Raw genomic sequence first — 19,520 nt, 5'->3', positions numbered from 1 at the left:
TTTTTATTTATATGTTATTTTGAAGTAAAATATAAAAGAATATATGCATTATAGGAGGTAAAAAACATGGCAAGAGTTGTAATAGGTCTTAGTGGTGGTGTAGATAGTTCAGTAGCTGCTTACTTACTAAAAGAACAAGGTCATGAAGTAATCGGACTTTTTATGCGTAATTGAGATAGTTTCACAAATAATGATTTCAAAGGTAATGAAACTTTAAATCAAAATATATGTACTCAAGAGCAAGATTATTTAGATGCGCAAGCGGTTGCAAATAAATTAAATATCCCCTTACATCGTGTAGATTTTATTAAAGAATATTGAGATAATGTTTTTTCTTATTTAATTGATGAATATAAAATAGGAAGAACTCCTAATCCAGATATTTTTTGTAATAAATTTATAAAATTTGATGCTTTTTTAAATTACGCAGTCAATATTCTAAAAGCTGATTATATCGCAATGGGACACTATGCAAAAAGCATAAATGATGAATTGTTTAGAGCAGAAGATGAAAACAAAGATCAGACATACTTTTTAGCACAACTTTCAAATTCACAAATCGCAAAAGCAATTTTTCCATTAGAAAATTTAACTAAACCAGAAATTAGAAAAATAGCACAAGATTTAGACTTAATAACAGCAAATAAAAAAGATTCTACCGGAATTTGTTTTATTGGAGAAAGAAGATTTAGTGATTTTCTTGAAAATTACATTCCCGCACAACCTGGAAATATTGTTGATATTGCTACTAAAGAAATTGTAGGAACTCATAAAGGGGCGATGTATTATACAATTGGACAAAGAAAAGGCCTAAATTTAGGTGGATTTGAAAAACCATATTTTGTAGTGGGCCACAACATCAAAAAGAAAATAATTTATGTTGCTAATAGTGATGCTGATCATTATCTAAAATCAAATAAAATGATCGCAATTAATTTTAATAAAATTGCACATGATTTTAATTATGATAATTTAACTGCAAAATTTAGATATCGTCAAAGCGATATTAAAGTAAATGTTAAATTTATAGATGAAAATACTCTAGAAATTACTTACCCTTTAACTGAAGCAGTGACTCCTGGACAAGAAGTTGTAATATACGACGGAAATAAGGTTGTTGGTGGAGCAATTATTGATAAAATATTTTTAAATAACCAAGAAAAAACATTTTTATATGAGGAATAATAATGAAAAAATTAACTTCTAAACAAATAAGACAACTATGACTTGATTTTTTTAAATCAAAAGATCATTTGGTATTAGAATCAAAAAGCTTAATCCCTATAAATGATCCTTCACTATTATGAATTAATAGTGGTGTTGCTACATTAAAAGATTATTTTAGCGGAAAAAAAATACCTCCATATCCAAGAATAACTAACTCACAAAAATCAATTCGTACAAATGATATAGAAAACGTTGGAATAACAACTAGACACCATACTTTCTTTGAAATGTTGGGAAATTTTAGTATTGGAAATTACTTTAAAAAAGAAGCAATTGAATTTGCATATGAATTTATTTTCAAAGAACTTGAATTTGCAAAAGATGATATTTATATAACATATTATTCAGAAGATACTGATACGCTTAAATATTGACTAGAATTAGGTATTTCAAAAGATCATATGATTGAAGGAACAAGAGATACAAACTTCTGAGATGTAGGACAAGGACCTTGCGGGCCTGATACAGAAATATTTTTTGACCGTGGTCCGAAATATGACAAAAGAAGTATTGAATTAATTAAAGAAGACATTGAAAACGATCGTTTTATTGAAATTTGAAATATAGTGTTTAGCCAATTTAACAATGACGGTGAAAATAATTACACAGAACTCGCGCACAAAAACATTGATACAGGAGCTGGTTTAGAAAGAATTTCAAGCATTTTACAAGATGTTCCTACTAACTTTGATACTGATTTATTTCAAATAATTATTAAAGAGATTGAAAAATATACAGATTATAAATATGATATTAATAATTACTTTACAAAAGAACCAAATCAAACTAAAATAAATACTCAATTCAAAATAATCGCTGACCACATTAGAGCTTGTGTAAATGCAATAAATGATGGTGTTAAACCTTCAAATGTAGGTCGTGGATATATTATTAGAAGATTGATTCGTCGCTCATATCGTTCAATGCTTAAATTAGGTATTAAAGAAACTGCATTTTTATATAAATTAGTTGATGTTACAAAACAATCTTTAATTTATGATATTGATGTAAATTTAGTTTCAGAAATTATTAAAGAAGAAGAATTATTATTCTCAAAAACAATTAACCAAGGTGAAAAATTACTTGAACGTGAAATTGAAAAAAATGGAAATATTTCAACTGAAATTGCTTTTAAAATGTTTGACACTTATGGATTCCCTATTGAATTAACAAATGAAATACTTGCTGAAAAAAATCTTCACATTGATCAAAATGAATTTAATAAATATTTAGAAATCCATAAACAAAAATCACGTGGTAATGTTGGAAATGCTATGGACAAGGTAATTAGTAGTTTAGATATAATCACAAAACAAATTAGTGAATTTACAGGTTATGAAGAAACAACTCATCAAAATGCAAAAATTCTTTATCTACTAAATGATTTTGAAGAAATTGAACAAACAAACAACGATGATGATATTTCTTATGTTGTTTTAAATAAAACACCATTTTATGCAACAAGCGGTGGACAATTCCATGACTTTGGGATAATTAAACAAGGTGATAATGATATTGAAATTTTAGATGTATTTAAAGATAAATACTGAAATCATATTCATAAAGTTAAAGGTAAAATCCAAGCTAATATGCCAGTAGATTGTTTTGTAGATGAAAAAGCAAGACAAGGTTACATGCGTAACCATAGCTCAACTCATATTATGTTTAGTGCATTAAGAAAAACCTATCAAGATGAAAAAATCGAACAATTAGGTTCAAGTATTATGCCTGAATACTTTACATTTGATTTCCCACATGATAAAAAACCAACTCCAGAAGAAATAAAAAATATCGAAAATATAATGCATCAATATATTAAAGATAACGTCCAAAGACAATACAAAATTATGACAATTAAAGAAGCCGAAGAAATTGGTGCATTCATGACAATTGAAGAAAATGAATACCACGATCAATCAGCGGTTAGAGTTGTTATTTTCGATCCAATAACAAAAGATTTATGTGGTGGTACTCACTCACCAAATACTGCATTTATTGAAGATTTTAAAATTACAGGTGTAGAAAATAAAGGTACAGGAATTTATCGTTTAAGAGTTGTAACTTCAAATATATTAGTTCGTAATTATTTATTAAAAGAAATTGAAAAATATCAAGAAATAGTTAATTCAGTTATTTTAAAAAACAAGGAACTTGACAAAAACTATTCATTTGAGTTACCAAACATTAATTTAAATCAATCTAATCGTGATTTAGAAAAAGAAATTGACAATTTAAAAGATTTAGAAAATAAAGTAAGAGAAGAATTTAAAATTTTATTTAAACAATCTCAAAATACAAATTTAGATTTAGAGGATATTAGTCCACAAACAATAAACAACAAACCAACTATTTTATTGCAAATAAATAACATGCAAGATACTAAAAAAGCAGCAATAGAGCTAAGAGAAAAATTCACTGATGCTCTTGTGATTACAGCAACATTAGATAATAATAAATGTTTTGTTGTTGTTGCTTCAAAAATTTATAATTCAAATGATTTATTGAAACAAATACTGACAAAATATCAAGGTAAAGGTGGGGGGAACGCAATTGTAAGTCAAGGAAGTTTTACAACTGATTATACAATTGAAGATATATTTAAAGATATTAAGGAAAATATTTTATGCGAAAACTAGCACTTGATCTAGGAACTAGAACTTGTGGTTTTGCAATTACTGATGATAATAATATCATCGTAACGGGGCTAGAAAATTTTCGTTTTGAAGAAAATAATTTTCAAGCAGTAATTGAAAAAATAAATGATTATATTAAACAATATAAAACTATTGATACATTAGTTTTGGGTCATCCCTTAAGAAGTAATGGAACCAAGTCAGAACGTACAGAAATGGTTGAAAATTTTAAAAAAATACTAGAAGATCAATTTAATTTAAATGTTGTTTTAGTTAATGAACATGGATCTACAATAGCGGCTGAAAGTATTTTAATAGAAGCGGGTTTTAAAAGAAAAAAAAGAAAAGGAGTTAAGGATAAATTGGCAGCTCAATTAATTTTAGAAGATTATTTAAACTACCACTTTAAAAAATAACTATGAAAATAAATTTAAATGATATAACAAGAAAAATTACAATAGAAGATGATAATGGTCAAGAAACAGAAATTACCATTTTATTTGATTTCGAAGAAAATGGTGATACATACTTACTTGGTGTTTTAAATGATCAAGAAACTGTTGTTGGACTAAAAAAACAAAACGATATCTATGTTGAAATTCCTGAAGATGAATGAGATATTGTTGAAGAAATATTTGATGATTTTTTAGAAAATAATGAAATTGATGCTTGATAATACAATGTTTTTTGAAATAAACCAACAAATAGAAAACACATCTTGACCAACTTGAAAAATTATTTTACTTATTTCAGTTTTTATTGTGTTTTTTATTGGAGTATTTTCTTATATATACTTGCACAAAAAAGTAAAAAGAATTAAAGAAAAATACTTACTTGAACAAGAAAATGAAATTTTATTAAAAGCTTCTGAAAATAACGAAAATTTTGGAACTATTGTCACCAAATTAGAAAAAAGTACCAAAAATCCGCTAGCAAATCCAATTTTAACTGCTTTTTTATTAAATACTTTTATTGTAAATAAATATCAAAGTGTATTTATTGATGATTTATATGATAATTACTTTGCAAAAACATTTTCATTAAGTACAAATGATAAAAAAATTACAACAAGTAACAATAATCTAAGTCAAGAAGATAAATTTATTTATAATTCTGAAATCAAAAATTTAAATGATATGATTATTTTACTTAAACAAAAATCCGATCCAATTAATTACCTAGAAAATAATTTAAATTTTTTAAATAAAAACGGAATGTGTATTTTCTTATATAATAAGTACAATAAAAAAGAAATAAATGATATTTTTAATTATCTTTATGACAAGAAAATATATAAATTCGAAAAATATAAAATAAAATCATTTAATTTGATTTTAATTACAAATTACATAGCAAAAGGAACAAACAATGAATAATACAGAAAAAATTTATTTAACTCAACAATCACTAGAAGAGTATAAAAAAGAATTAGAATACCTACAAAACGTTGTTAGACCACAAGTTATTGAAGAAATTCGTGATGCTCGTAGCCAAGGTGATCTTTCGGAAAATGCTGAATATGATGCAGCAAGAGAAAAACAAGGACAAATTGAAGCAAGAATTACTGAAATTCAACATATTTTAGATAACTATGAAATTATTGATGAGAGTTCAGTAAAATCAGTAGTACAAATAGGATCAACTGTAACTTTTCAAATGAAAAATGACAAATCAATCGAAAAAACCTTGCAAATTGTAGGTTCATTAGAAGCAAATCCTTTTGAACAAAAAATTTCAAACAACAGTCCGTTAGCAAAAGCTCTTTTAGGTCATAAAGTAGGCGATGACGTTGAAGTTGATGTTGATAAAAAATATGAAATTATAATCAAAGAAATTAAATAATTTACAAAACTCCTGAACGGAGTTTTTTTAAACTAATTATTTAATTTATGAAAATTATTTTTTTTGTTGGAAATGAATTGATTTTTTAGTAAAATAAAGACAATAATAAAAAGGGGTAAGTAAATGATTATAGGTATAAGTGGAATGATTGCTAGTGGAAAAACTAGCTTATCAGAAAAATTACACAAACATTATAAGACATCAAAAATGTTGCATGAATTTGAAGAGGACGATGAAGTATTTAATACTTTTTTAAAATGATTATATGAAAAAAAACCTAATCTTACTATAGGTTTTCAATCATACATAGTTGAAAATCACTCTGCTAAATTTGCAGAAATTTTAGAAGAATATAAAAGAGAAAATCTAGAAACTTCAAAGGATCATATTTTCTTAGATAGATTTAGTATTGAACATTACATTTTTGCAAAAATTATTTTGAAAGAAAAGCAAGGCAAATATTTAGAAGCATATGATGCTTTATTTCAAAAATTAATAACAAAAGAAGAATTACCTGATCTTGCTATATTTTTAGATATAAATTTTGATACATTTAAAAAACGCATCTTTAAAAGAGGAAGAGAAACAGAAGTTGACAACTGAGATAAAAATATTGAATATTTTAAAAAACTTCACACCCATTACTATGAAATTTTTTCAGAATTAGCTAAGAAATTTAATTTAAATCATGTTGTGATTGATGCAAATGATTTAAATGAAAAAGAATTAAGTGAAAAAGTAATTGAAATAATTGATCAACAAGCAAAAAAAATTAAATAAGGATATATTATGGAAATAGATAGTAGAATGGATAAAATTTTATTTTCCCAAGAACAATTAGAAACAAGAATAAAAGAATTAAGTGATTGAGTTAATGAAACATATAAAGATTCTAAAGATCTTATTATAGTTGGTATTTTAAAAGGTTGTATTCCATTTCTTGCACAATTAATTAAAACTATTAATGTTGATTTTGTTTTGGATTTTATGACTATTAGTTCATATAACGGTGGTACAAAATCTTCTGGTTCAGTTAAAGTTGTTTTAGATTTAGCAAATGAAATAGAAAATAAAGATGTATTAGTAATTGAAGATATAGTAGATACAGGTCGAACAATTTCTAAAACAATTGACATTTTAAAAAACAGAAATCCTAAATCATTAAAAGTCCTTACATTATTAGATAAACCAGCCGGTAGAACAAATGATTTTAAAGTAGATAATTGTGGATTTGTTGTACCTAATGTATTTATTGTTGGTTTCGGTTTTGACTGAAACGAAAAAATGAGAAACATTCCATACATTGGAACTTTAAAACCAGAATTAATAAAATAGTCATCACTGACTTTTTTTATTAATTTAAAAAGTGTCAAGCATTTTTGCTTGACATTTAAAATTTTGTGGTAAAATAATAATTACTATTTAAAGACATTCAAAAGAAAGGACCAAATATGGTTAAATTAAGATTAAAAAGAAATGGTAAAAAATTTAACGCCATTTACAAAATAATTGTAGCTGATTCACGTTCACCTCGTGATGGACGTTTTATAGAAGAAGTAGGATTTTATAACCCACACAGCAAAGAAATTAAATTAAACGAAGAATTAATAACAAAATGATTAGATCAAGGTGCTCAAGTTAGCGATACAGTTAGAACACTTTTAAAAACAAATAATTTCTATCAAAATTACACAAAAAATCGTAGTAAATAAGTATGAAATTTAATATTTTGACTTTATTTCCAGAATATTTTGAAGGTTTCAAGCAAATTTCTATTATAAAAAGAGCAATAGAATTAGGCCATATTGAAATAAATATCGTTAATTGAAGAAATTTTTCAACTGAAAAACATCAAAAAGTCGATGATAAAGTATATGGTGGAGGTCAGGGAATGCTTTTACAAGTTCAACCAATAGACTTAGCATTGCAAACGGTTGAAGGTAAAAAAATTCTACTAAGTCCTCAAGGAAAAACATTTACTCAAAAAATGGCACGAGAATTTGCAAAACAAGATGAAATTACATTAGTAGCAGGACATTACGAAGGTTTTGATGAAAGAATTTTAAATTTTGTTGATGAGGAAATTAGCATCGGTGACTATGTTTTAACAGGTGGAGAAATCCCTGCTATGTTAATAGTTGATGCAATTGCTAGGTTAAGTCCTGGTGTAATACGTGAAAGTTCACATCTTGAAGAAAGTTTTGAAGGTGATGGATTACTTGATTTTCCTCAATACACAAGGCCTAGTGAATACAAAGGTTTTAAAGTGCCAGAGGTGTTATTAAATGGAGATCATGCAAAGATTAAAGCATGAAGAGATGAAGCAAAATATCAAAAGACTTTAAAAAATAGACCAGATCTTATTGAAAGGATTAAAAATGAGAAATAAATTAATTGAACTAGCAGAACAAAAGCAAATTAGAAATGATCTACCAGAATTAAAAGTTGGATACAACGTTAGAGTTCACGTAAGAATTAAAGAAGGTGACAAAGAACGTATCCAAGTATTTGAAGGTTTAATTATTGCACTAAGTGGAGAAGGAACTGCTAAAAACTTCACAGTTCGTAAAAATAGTTACGGAATTGGTGTTGAACGTGTATTTAAATATAATTCACCATTAATTTCACACGTTGAAATTACACGTAAAAATAAAGTTCGTAGAGCTAAATTATTCTACATGAGAGATCTTAAAGGTAAAGCTGCAAGACTTAAAGAAATTAAAAACACAAAATAATATTTATTGTATGTTTTTAGATATAACGAAAATAGCTATTTGTTAAAAGCTATTTTTATTTTGTCTTTTTTTGCAAAAAATGCTATAAATATAATAATATTTATATTATGTATAAATTAGTAATAGTCGAATCACCAAATAAAGAAAAAACAATTCAAAAATATTTAGGATCTGAATACAAGGTATTGGCCTCAAAAGGTCATATATTAAAATTATCTACCAAAGGAAAAGAACAATTTGGTATTGATTTTGATACATGAGAACCTAAATATGAAATTGAAAGCAATAAAAAAACTATCATAAAAAATTTAAAAGAAGCAGCATTAGAAGCTTCTGATGTTTTAATTGCAACTGACCCTGATCGTGAAGGCGAAGCAATTGCACAAAATTTAATAGATTGTTTGGATATAGAAAATAAATATCACAGAATTACATATAATGAAATTACCAAACAAGCAATTTTAGATGCAATAAATAATCCACATCAGGTAGATAAAAATTTAGTAGAAGCACAAAAAGCAAGAAGAATGCTAGATAGAATTATTGGTTTTAAATTATCTAAGCTTATGGTTAAAACAACAAAAAATAGACCAACTAATCCGAGTGCCGGACGTGTACAATCAATAGCACTAAAACTAGTTTGTGATCGTGAAAAAGAAATTGAATATTTTATACCCACAAAATATGAAACTATAACAGCACAAATTTCAGAAAATGTTAGTGCGGAACTTTATTTAAAACCTGCTATTTTAGCAAAAAATACATGATTAACACCTGAAATTGCAGAACAAGCAATCAAATCACAGAGTCATTTTTTAGAAGTTGTAAATTATAAAGTATCTACTAGAAAAGATGCAACAATTACTCCTTTTAAACAATCTGCTCTTTATCGTGAAGCTAAATATTCTTCAAAAATTGTACAAGATGCAGCACAAAAACTTTTTGAATATGGGCTTATTTCATATCCAAGAACAGATTCAACAAGAATGAATGATAAATTTGTATCTTCTTCTAAAGAATTTATTGAAAAAAAATATGGAAAAGAATTTGTTGCACAAGAAATTAAAGGATTCTCAGGTTCTCAAGATGCCCATGAAGCTATAAGACCAACTGATTTAGAATTAACTCCTGAAGAAGCAAAAGTTAAATATGAGCTAAATACTTATTTAGCATATATTTATGAATTAATTTATAAAAAAACAATTATGTCACTTATGAATGCACCTGTAAGAGAAATTTATTCATATGATCTTTTAGATAATGATTTTAGCTACAAAATGTCATTTACAAAAATGATTTTTAAAGGTTATAGTATTATAAAAGAAACTGAAGAAGACTCAAAAAGCATTCCAGTTTATGAAGTGGGTTCAAAAATACCAGTTCAAAAATACATTCATGAAAAAAAACAAACTCAACCACCCGCAAGATATAGTGAAGGTCAACTTATCGAAACATTAGATGATATAAAAGTTGGTCGTCCTTCTACTTTTGCTACAACTATTAATGTTATTAAAAAACGTTTATTTGTTGAAAGTACTAAAAATATCTTAAAACCTACTGAATTTGGAAAAGTTATTAATCAAAAACTAGTAACTAATTTCAAGAAAATAATTAATGAAGAATATACAAGTCAAGTTGAAAAACAATTAGATGAAATAGCAGAGGGTAGACAACATAAAAATGACCTTATGGTAAGTTTTTGAGAAAGTTTTACAAAAACTTTTGATGAAGCATCTAAAAATATGGAAATAAGCACTTTAGATATTCAATACACAGGTGAAATTTGCCCATTGTGTGGTAATAAATTGTTATTTAGATATAAAAAATCAAACCAACAAAGATTTATAGGTTGTGAAAACTTCCCTAAATGTAAATTCACAAAATCAGATGAAACAGCACCTCAAAAAAGAAGATTTTATAAAAAGAAATCATAGTATATGAAAAAAATACTTAATAAAAAATATTTAATAATAAGCTTAATTTCTCTTCTTTCTCTTGCTGCTGTTTCTGGTGTTGTTTATTATGTATATTACAATGCGAAAATAACTCACGTAAAAAAATATTCAAAAAAGGAATATGAAAAAGATCAAAATGAAATAAAATTAAGTCCATCATCTTATGCAAATACTCAATCTGCACAACAAATTTTTAATAATTTTAATAATTGAAAACAAAAAAATCCCAAAGGTGCTATAAATAATTTTGTATCACAATATGTCAATATTAATTTAACACCAAGACAAGTGCAAAATATTGATATCTTATTTACCGATTTAAAATTTAATGAAAATGATTCACAACATATCATGGTAAATTATAGTGTTCAAGATAAAAAGCATAAATTCAAAAAAATAGAAGTAACTGATATTAAAATACCAATTTGAAATAACTCATTTAATTATGAAAATGACCAAAAACTAAAAGAAGCATTTGAAAAATATAAACCAGAGTTACAAGAAATAATTTCAAGCCCTAAATCTAGTGAAAATAATTATTTTAGTTCAGAAGAATTTAAAAACAATGTTTTTGAGTGATTTAAAAAAATTGCAAATGAAAATAGACCAAATCTTTTCCCTGAAAAAGATTATGACATTACAAAAACAGATAATGAAGATTATGTAAAATACACAGTAAAAAATGAACGTAATTTGTTAGTTATTGATTTTAATTTTGTTTCAAAAGATAAAAAAACTTTAACACAACAAAGAATCCAATATTATGTAAATTAAAATAAAAAATCCGCTCACACGGATTTTTTAATACTTATTTTAAATTGTTTTTAATTCTAAATTCTTCAATTTCTTTTTTGTAATTTGCTAAAACATATGATAAATCTTTATCACCACGTCCTGATAAATTTATAACAATATCAATATTTTTATCACTATTTTCTTTTGCAATTTTTATTGCTTGTGCAATAGCATGAGATGATTCTAGTGCAGGAATTATCCCTTCAGTTGAAGACATGACTAAAAATGCCTCCAATGCTTCATTATCATCTATTGAAACATATTCAACTAATCCTTGTTGTTTTAAATGAGCATGTTCAGGTCCTACACCTGGATAGTCCAATCCTGAAGCAATTGAATAAACTTCATCTGGTTCACCTTGTTCATCTGAAAGAATAAGTGATTTAAATCCGTGTAATATCCCTGATTTTCCAAAACATAATGTTGAAGCATGTTGACCTTTTTTTGGTCCGTGTCCTAGTGGTTCTACACCCATTAATTTAGTTTCTGAAAATAAAAATTCTGTAAATGCTCCAATTGCATTAGAACCACCACCAACACAAGCCACTAAATAATCAGGGTCTTTATTATATTCTTCATTAAATTGTTTTTTAATTTCTTCACCGATAATTTTTTGAAAATTTCTAACTATCATAGGAAAAGGATGGGGTCCTACTACACTTCCTATTGCATAAATTGCAGTGTCTGATTGTTTTTTGTAAGATTCAAATGCGGAATCAACCGCTTCTTTTAGAGTTTGTGCACCATGAGTTGCAGCAATAACTTGAGCACCTAAAATTTTCATTTTCTCAACGTTTGGTTGTTGTTTTTCAATATCAACAGCACCCATATGAATTTCACATTCTAAACCAAAATGAGCTGCAGCAAGGGCAATCGCAGCACCGTGACTACCGGCACCTGTTTCTGCAATTAATTTTTTCTTGCCCATCATTTTTGCAAATAAAGCTTCTGCCAAGCAATGGTTTGTTTTATGACTTCCGCCTTCATTTAAATCTTCTCTTTTTACAAAAATACGTGCTTTACCATATTTTTTTGATAAATTTTCACAATAATATATTGGAGTTGGACGTCCCTGGAAGTATTTTCGTAATTTTTTTAATTCAGTTTTAAATTCTTCTGTTTGTGAAATTTCATAATATTTATTTGCAATATCATTAAATAATATTTGCAAATCATCTGGAAGATAAGATCCTCCATACTCACCAAAAAATCCTTCTTTAGTTGGTGTTTTTTCTAAATATTCTTTTAATTTTTCATTCATTATATATCCTTAATCTATCTTTAATAATTATATTATTTTTAAACTAATAAAAGTTATTTTGCAAAGTGTTTTTTTATTATTTAATCTTAATTTAAATATTTATCAAAATTGAAATTTAAAAGGAATTTTATTTGAAACAAAAATTGATAATATTATATAATATAAAATAATAATTTACAAAGAAGAAAGGAATAAAAATGAAAAAAGCATTATTTGTAGATGGGTCATTTTTTACTAATGAAAACTCATATACAACAGCATTAATGAATGAGTTCCATGAAATTATGGGAAAACCCGAAAGAATTAATCTTTCTGATTCAGTATTTAATAAAACTCATTTATCACAAACAAATATTTCAACATATTGAAATGAAGTTGGGGCAGTTGAATTAATCAATAAATTAAAAGAAATAGATGTTTTAGTATTATCATCAACAGTAGTTAACTATACAACTCCTACATTAGTTAAAAACTTTATTGATGCTATTGCAGTAGCAGATTTAACATTTTCATACAAACAATCAAAAGATGGAAATCCAGTTGGATTATTAAATAACTTAAATGTTGTTTTAGTTACATCACAAGGAAGCCCACAAGCTGAAAATACAGAATCATTACAAGTTCAATGATTACGTTCAGTATTTAAATTCGTAGGAGCTAAATCAATTAACTTTATTCAAGTTAATGGAACAAAAGTGCCTCCTTTAGCAAATGGAGATACAAAAGCTTATGCTAAAACACGTGCTGATGAATTTAAAAAATTAATTGAATCATTTTAAATTAATATAAACTTTACTAAAAGCAGCGATATTTGTATTGTTGCTTTTAATTTATTTTAGTATTTACATTTTGTCAAAAAATAACTAATTAAATATATAACTATAACAAAAATAATAAACTTAAAAGTAAATATAGTTTGAAAAACAAAAATTATTTACTTGTTTTGATTCAAAAAAAAAAAAAAAAAGAATACATTTTCTTATATATATATTAACGATTTTATTTTTAAAAAGGAAATAGTATGAAATTAAAGAAATTTATTATTTTGATTACAATGGGAATTTTACCTGCGACTATTCCGTTTATAGCGCTATCTTGTTCAAATGAAAATGACAATCAAAATAAAACAAATAAAGATGTAGCAGATAAAACTAAAGAAACTAAAAAAGATACACCAAACGAAAATGCAAATAATAAAGATAATGGTGTAGATAATACAAATGTGCACAATAATAACCAAGAAAATGGTAATAATAGTGATACAAATACATCTACTAAAGATAACAAACAAAAAGATGGTGTAAATGATAACACAAACAATTCAACCGAAAACAAAACAGATAATGGTACTACTGCAAACAACACAAACAATTCAACCGAAAACAAACCAGATAATGGTACTGACTCAACCAACACAAACAAATCAACTGAAAACACCACAAATGATGGTACTGGTGTAAATGATACAAATTCACACAATAATAACCAAGAAAATGATAATAATACAGATACAAATACATCAACCGAAAACACCAAAGATGAAGGTAATAATGCGACTGATGATAATACAAACACAAAAAATGAAAAAGAAAATAATGTAAAGCAAATTCTGATAACAAAGGATTTTATTGAACAAATTGAAAATAGTAACTCTTATGAGTTTCCTGATGAAGAATTTAGTATTAAATTTGATGATGATATAAAAAAATTTAATCCTAGAAGAAACATAAATTGAAAAAAATTAATACACATAGATTTTAATAATGTTACTGAAATTGGTGGATCTGCTTTTGATGGTGCTAGTTCGTTAACTAGTGTCAATATGCCAAATGTAACTAAAATTGATGCTTGTGCTTTTTGGAGTGCTAGTTCGTTAACTAGTGTCAATATGCCAAATGTTACTGAAATTGGTGAAAGTGCTTTTTGGAGTGCTAGTTCGTTAACTAATGTAAATATGCCAAATGTTACTCAAATTGGTTATGATGCTTTTAAAAATACTGCATATTTAAAAAAATTAATTGAAAATAACCCACAAAAACTTGCAATTGTAAACAATATATTAATTGATGGAAAGCAAGCAACTGGAAAAATTGATATTCCTGACAATGTTATTAAAATTGGTGCTCATGCTTTTTGGAGTGCTAGTTCGTTAACTAGTGTCAATATGCCAAATGTTACTGAAATTGGTGATTGATCTTTTATGTATGCTAGTTCATTAACTAGTGTTAATATGCCAAATGTTACTGAAATTGGTGGATCTGCTTTTTGGAGTGCTAGTTCGTTAACTAATGTAAATATGCCAAATGTTACTGAAATTGGTGAGGGTGCTTTTGAGTTTGCTAGTTCGTTAACTAGTGTTGATATTCCAAAAGTAACCAAAATTAGTAAACATGCTTTTAGGGGTGCTAGTTCGTTAACCAGTGTTAATATGCAAAAAGTTACTGAAATTGGTAATAGTGCTTTTATGGATGCTAGTTCGTTAACTAGTGTTAATATGCCAAATGTTACTGAAATTGGTGCGAGTGCTTTTGGGGGTACTAGTTCGTTAACTAGTGTTGATATACCAAATGTTACTAAAATTGATAATTATACTTTTTATGGTGCTAGTTCGTTAACCAGTGTTAATATGCAAAAAGTTACTGAAATTGGTGAGGGTGCTTTTGAGTTTGCTAGTTCGTTAACTAGTGTTAATATACCAAATGTTACTAAAATTGGTGCTTATGCTTTTATGGATGCTAGTTCGTTAACTAATGTAAATATGCCAAATGTTACTGAAATTGGTGAAAGAGCTTTTGAGGAAGTTAGATCATTAACTAGTGTTGATATGCCAAGTGTTACTGAAATTGGTAATAGAGCTTTTAAAAATACTCCAATTTCTTTTGAAAACTCAAAATTACCAAGTGAAATTACAAAAGAAATCTTTGATAATATTAAAAACGGTCAACCTTGAAGTGCTAAAAACTAAAATATAATATCTAAAATAAAGTCCAAATTGTATAATTGGACTTTTTTTATTTAATTAACTATTTATTAATGTATTAATAAGTCATATAAATCAATAGTTTTAAATAATAGATAACTGGAAATATATTAAAAGTTTATTTTTAAAATAATTAATTAAAAAGTAAGTATTGTCCAAAATAAAAATTATTTGATAGTTTAATTAAAAATAATACCTTGATTGTTGGGAAATTATGTTTATTACTATTTAATTATGATTGTTTGCAGTTTAAATTAAACAAATAAAAAACAAAAATAAAATAATATACTCAAAATTAGTTTTGGCAATTAAAAAGCTAGAAATATAATATTATCAATGTAAATACATTAACTAAATGTGTGATATGTTTTTTAGTTATATATCTTCATCGCTAGTGTTAATTTGCTAAATGTAATTTCAATTTATCAAAACACTTTTGACTTTATGCAAATAAATTTGAACACAGAAATCATTAAAACACTACACAATAAATTTTCATTACATTCAAATTAACAAATGTTGAAATATTTAATCAAAGAAACAATATATCTCACTTAACTTTATACAAAATAAAGCTTAATATTTACATACTTTATATTTTTTAAGCCAACAAATGCTAATTATTATAATTTAATATTAGCATAACAAACACTTATGAAAATAAGATAGAAAAAAATTCAAGTATATAAATAATTTATTATTTTAAATTTAGTGTATAATATTACAAAATAACATATCGAGTTGCTTAGCTTGACAGCATTGAGGCATGCCAACCCCATTTTATTGGAAGGTGGAAAGTCAGGGGAATTTTTCCAACATGTTTGACTTCTTTTAAACTCCTTATGTTATTCATAAGGAGTTTTTATATGCAAAAAAATAAAGAAAATAAAATTTTATTTACATCAGAAAGTGTAGGACAAGGTCACCCAGATAAAGTTTGTGACCAAATATCAGATCGTATTTTAGATGCTTATTTAGCACAAGATCCAAACTCAAGAACTGCAATTGAAACAATGGCTTCTGGAAATATAGTGCTAATTGCAGGTGAAGTTTCATCAAATGCTAATGTAGATGTTATACAAATTGCAAAAGAAGTATTTCAAAAATTAGATTATCCAATTGATAATGTTAAATTTATAACGGACATAAAACAACAAAGTCCCGATATTAGTCAAGGAGTTATTTTAGCAGATCAAGAAATTGGTGCCGGTGATCAAGGTATTATGTTTGGATATGCAAGCAATGAAACAAAAAACTTTATGCCATTAGGTATAACACTTGCACATGAATTAGTAAAATATGCTGATAAATTACGTCAAAATGGTGAATTTAAATGAGCTAAAGCAGATATGAAAAGTCAAGTAACAATTGAATATGATGAAAATGATCTAACACATTTAAAAGTAGACACAATTTTAATGTCGATACAACATGATGAAAATTATGATGATTTTGAATTTAAAGAATTTATAAAAACAAAAATTATAAAATATGTTTTAAGTAAATTTAATTTAGAAACGCCTAATAAAATTTTAATAAATCCGACAGGACGTTTTGTAATTGGTGGACCAATAGGTGATACTGGTTTAACAGGCAGAAAAATTATCGTTGATACATATGGTGGATACGGTCGCCATGGTGGTGGAGCATTTAGTGGTAAAGATGCAACTAAAGTTGATCGTTCAGCAGCTTATGCTTGCCGTTGAATTGCAAAAAACATCATCGCAGTAAAAGGATTGTGTAATTGAATTGAAATTCAAGTTTCATATGCAATTGGAGTTGCTAAACCTGTTTCAATAAATGTTAAAACAGATAATAATAGAAATGTATCTTTAATAAAAGAAATCATTGAAAATATTTTTGATTTAAGGCCACAAGCAATAATAAAAGAACTAGATCTTAAAAAACCTATTTTTGGTGATACTAGCTATTTTGGTCATTTTGGTAGAGATGATTTAAATTTACCTTGAGAAAGAACTAATAAAGTAACTGAAATTGAAAATTACTTAAAAACCCATAAAAAAAATATAACTCTTGAATAATCAAACAGTAAATTCCTGTTTGATATTTTTTATAAAATGTAGTAAAAACACAACAAAATATCAATAAATTCAGCAAAAAATATAAAATTACTTGCAAAGTGAAATTTTGATATAAAATTAATAAAATAAATTGACAAAATCATAAGGAGAAAGATGATGAAATATAAAAAAATATTACCATTTTTACTTACTGCAACAATTCCCGCAATAACTGCTGTATCTTGCTCATATAATAAAAACAGCGATTTAAATAATAAAAAAGATTCAGATACTAACACAACCCATAAACAAAACACAAACAAAAATACTGAAAAAAATACTCAAGAAAACAAAAATGATACACCTGATACAAATTCACACCAAAACAATAATTCTACAAATAGTAATGAAAATAACACTGGAAATGAAAATATTGTAAAAGATACTAAAGAAGAAAATAAAAAAATTGAAACTGAAGATAAAAAGCAAGAAGATAACAAAAACGATCAAAATTTCAATCCAAATTTTCCTTCATTTTCACCTGATTTTTTTAATAATTTAAACAAATCAAATCATCAATATTCTCATGATGTATCTGCATATCAAAAATTAGAAGCACAAGATATTTATAAAGAAATTTATAATAGAACTTTTGCAATTAAATTTGGTGTAAATTTAGATGAAAATCAAGATGATTCATTCTTAGCAACTTCTGCAGGAACAAGTTGATTGCTAGATTACCACAAAGAAAATGATAATAAATACAAATTATTTTTTGCAACTAATTTACACGTAGCAGGTTTATTATCAAATACTCTTGATCCTAAAATTGCAAAAAACTTAAATTACGAAGATGAAAGAAAATATAAAGCAAATTCTATTTCAATAGGTAAAACACAAACTAAAATAAGTGATTTCAACGCTAAAGAAAATAAATATCCTTACGAAAATAATTCAGATTACACAGTAAAATGAATTGCTAATAATGAATATTTTAATATCTTGCATAAAAGTGATGAAGATGCAACAAGAACAGAATTAATAAAAGAAGCAATTTCAGCTCCAAAATTAATTTTTGCTGGTTATGATTTCATTGACCGTCAATACATAGATAAATTCCAAGATGAAGCAAAACAAAAAGCTCAAGAACAACTAAATAGATTACAACAAGAAGAAAATGCATCTGAAAATTTAAAAGACAAAAGTAGTAGCATTTGAATATTAAAAAATACACTAGATAAAAAAGAATACATACCATTTTATACAGACTTTGCAGTTTTTGAAATTGATGTTGATTTTTCTAAATTAGAAAATCAAGAATATATAAACTGATTTAAAGATGCAATTACTAGTTTAGATAATTATATTAAAAGAAATAAAGAAGCAAAAACACCAAATCAAGATAAAGCTATTTCTTCTTACACTTTAACAACTGATTATGTGAGTGCAGAAAAAGATGCTTCAAATAATTTAACAAATTCTCAAAACGTATATATTGGTGGTTATCCTGCTTATGAATCACATTTTTCTACTTGAAGTCAAAATAACCCAATTGAAAGAAATGGTGAAGAAAAATGAAATTCAAGAGCACCAAAAAATAAAGATGCTTTTGGACTTCCTGCAAGAAGTTATGAAGAAAAAGTGACAAATAATAATTTCCAACCTTATACAACTGTATTTGGTAAAACACTTGCAGATTTTTATGGATTTATACATACTATAAACTTTTCATCTTTATATTATGGAGCATCAGGTTCAGTGGTTTATAATGATTTTGGACAAATCATTGGTATTTATAGTGGAGTAAGTAGTAATGTTAAATATGGTGATTTAAGTTATAGCTCTTCATTTACTCCATTACTTCTTTCACAAGATTATACTTTAGCAGATAACACAATTAAAGCTTATAATTTAATCGATGGTACTAATAAAGACAAATACCCAGCACAAATTGCTTCATATCGTCAAAACTTAAAGAAAATATATCCACAAGGATTTAGTGATAAAAAAACTAATACGGCAATATTTGAAAACGGTTTTTAGGATTTATAGATAATAAAAAAGTTCAAGG

At 26.1% G+C, this 19,520-nt stretch carries 18 protein-coding genes; 17 read left to right on the top strand and 1 reads right to left on the bottom strand.

Annotated elements, in window-relative coordinates:
* Positions 1 to 66: 66 nt before the first annotated feature.
* The 13 genes from mnmA (at position 67) to KQ877_RS00285 (ending at position 11,166) form a co-directional block, all read left to right on the top strand.
* Positions 67 to 1,185: a tRNA 2-thiouridine(34) synthase MnmA gene (gene mnmA, locus KQ877_RS00345; RefSeq protein WP_216535679.1), complete on the top strand. Its 1,119-nt coding sequence runs from the start codon at positions 67 to 69 to the stop codon at positions 1,183 to 1,185.
* A gap of 2 nt (positions 1,186 to 1,187) precedes the next feature.
* Entirely contained in the window at positions 1,188 to 3,863 is a 2,676-nt protein-coding gene (gene alaS / locus KQ877_RS00340) for an alanine--tRNA ligase (RefSeq protein ID WP_216535678.1), read from the top strand.
* Positions 3,851 to 4,276 (top strand): Holliday junction resolvase RuvX, encoded by a 426-nt coding sequence (gene ruvX / locus KQ877_RS00335; RefSeq protein WP_216488975.1) that lies wholly within the window; start codon positions 3,851 to 3,853, stop codon positions 4,274 to 4,276. The genes alaS and ruvX overlap by 13 nt, the downstream gene beginning before the upstream one ends.
* A gap of 2 nt (positions 4,277 to 4,278) precedes the next feature.
* Complete coding sequence (locus KQ877_RS00330; RefSeq protein WP_216488977.1) at positions 4,279 to 4,536, top strand: DUF1292 domain-containing protein; 258 nt, start codon at positions 4,279 to 4,281, stop codon at positions 4,534 to 4,536.
* Positions 4,517 to 5,236 carry a BC85_0335 family putative methyltransferase gene (locus KQ877_RS00325; protein WP_216535677.1) on the top strand — a complete coding sequence of 240 codons (720 nt, stop codon included), beginning with the start codon at positions 4,517 to 4,519 and terminating at the stop codon, positions 5,234 to 5,236. Before KQ877_RS00330 ends, KQ877_RS00325 begins: the two co-directional genes overlap by 20 nt.
* On the top strand, positions 5,229 to 5,702 hold the full coding sequence (greA, locus tag KQ877_RS00320) for a transcription elongation factor GreA (RefSeq protein ID WP_216488981.1): 474 nt from the start codon (positions 5,229 to 5,231) through the stop codon (positions 5,700 to 5,702). The genes KQ877_RS00325 and greA overlap by 8 nt, the downstream gene beginning before the upstream one ends.
* A gap of 123 nt (positions 5,703 to 5,825) precedes the next feature.
* Complete coding sequence (locus KQ877_RS00315) at positions 5,826 to 6,482, top strand: deoxynucleoside kinase (protein WP_216535676.1); 657 nt, start codon at positions 5,826 to 5,828, stop codon at positions 6,480 to 6,482.
* Between the two features lie 9 nt (positions 6,483 to 6,491).
* Positions 6,492 to 7,037: a hypoxanthine phosphoribosyltransferase gene (hpt, locus tag KQ877_RS00310; protein ID WP_216535675.1), complete on the top strand. Its 546-nt coding sequence runs from the start codon at positions 6,492 to 6,494 to the stop codon at positions 7,035 to 7,037.
* A gap of 116 nt (positions 7,038 to 7,153) precedes the next feature.
* Positions 7,154 to 7,414 carry a 30S ribosomal protein S16 gene (rpsP, locus tag KQ877_RS04010; protein ID WP_216488987.1) on the top strand — a complete coding sequence of 87 codons (261 nt, stop codon included), beginning with the start codon at positions 7,154 to 7,156 and terminating at the stop codon, positions 7,412 to 7,414.
* Positions 7,415 to 7,416: 2 nt separating this feature from the next.
* Positions 7,417 to 8,091, top strand: coding sequence for a tRNA (guanosine(37)-N1)-methyltransferase TrmD (trmD, locus tag KQ877_RS00300; protein WP_216535674.1), 675 nt, complete (start codon positions 7,417 to 7,419; stop codon positions 8,089 to 8,091).
* Positions 8,081 to 8,437, top strand: coding sequence for a 50S ribosomal protein L19 (gene rplS, locus KQ877_RS00295; RefSeq protein ID WP_216488991.1), 357 nt, complete (start codon positions 8,081 to 8,083; stop codon positions 8,435 to 8,437). Before trmD ends, rplS begins: the two co-directional genes overlap by 11 nt.
* Positions 8,438 to 8,544: 107 nt before the next feature.
* The gene (topA, locus tag KQ877_RS00290) at positions 8,545 to 10,371 is read left to right on the top strand and encodes a type I DNA topoisomerase (RefSeq protein WP_246529859.1); all 1,827 of its coding nucleotides are present in this window, start codon (positions 8,545 to 8,547) and stop codon (positions 10,369 to 10,371) included.
* A gap of 3 nt (positions 10,372 to 10,374) precedes the next feature.
* Positions 10,375 to 11,166: a hypothetical protein gene (locus KQ877_RS00285; protein WP_216488993.1), complete on the top strand. Its 792-nt coding sequence runs from the start codon at positions 10,375 to 10,377 to the stop codon at positions 11,164 to 11,166.
* 34 nt (positions 11,167 to 11,200) lie between these two features.
* Here KQ877_RS00285 and trpB read toward each other — a convergent pair whose 3' ends face one another.
* A complete protein-coding gene (gene trpB / locus KQ877_RS00280; RefSeq protein ID WP_216535673.1) occupies positions 11,201 to 12,448 on the bottom strand; it encodes a tryptophan synthase subunit beta in 1,248 nt (415 codons plus the stop codon).
* Positions 12,449 to 12,645: 197 nt separating this feature from the next.
* On the opposite strand from trpB, the gene KQ877_RS00275 reads away from it, so the two are divergent.
* The 4 genes from KQ877_RS00275 (at position 12,646) to KQ877_RS00260 (ending at position 19,492) form a co-directional block, all read left to right on the top strand.
* On the top strand, positions 12,646 to 13,227 hold the full coding sequence (locus KQ877_RS00275; RefSeq protein WP_216535672.1) for an FMN-dependent NADH-azoreductase: 582 nt from the start codon (positions 12,646 to 12,648) through the stop codon (positions 13,225 to 13,227).
* A 242-nt stretch (positions 13,228 to 13,469) separates the two neighbouring features.
* Entirely contained in the window at positions 13,470 to 15,413 is a 1,944-nt protein-coding gene (locus tag KQ877_RS04065; RefSeq protein ID WP_216535671.1) for a leucine-rich repeat protein, read from the top strand.
* An 881-nt stretch (positions 15,414 to 16,294) separates the two neighbouring features.
* A complete protein-coding gene (gene metK / locus KQ877_RS00265; RefSeq protein WP_216489001.1) occupies positions 16,295 to 17,470 on the top strand; it encodes a methionine adenosyltransferase in 1,176 nt (391 codons plus the stop codon).
* A gap of 153 nt (positions 17,471 to 17,623) precedes the next feature.
* Positions 17,624 to 19,492, top strand: a complete 1,869-nt coding sequence (locus KQ877_RS00260) for an MIP family Ig-specific serine endopeptidase (protein WP_216535670.1) — start codon at positions 17,624 to 17,626, stop codon at positions 19,490 to 19,492.
* Positions 19,493 to 19,520 lie beyond the last annotated feature (28 nt).

Source organism: Mycoplasma zalophi (genome assembly GCF_018914005.1).
GTDB classification, from domain to species: domain Bacteria; phylum Bacillota_I; class Bacilli_A; order Mycoplasmatales; family Metamycoplasmataceae; genus Metamycoplasma; species Metamycoplasma zalophi_A.
The sequence above is the reverse complement of the archived record's forward strand: the minus strand, read 5'-3'. Positions and strand labels throughout refer to the sequence as shown.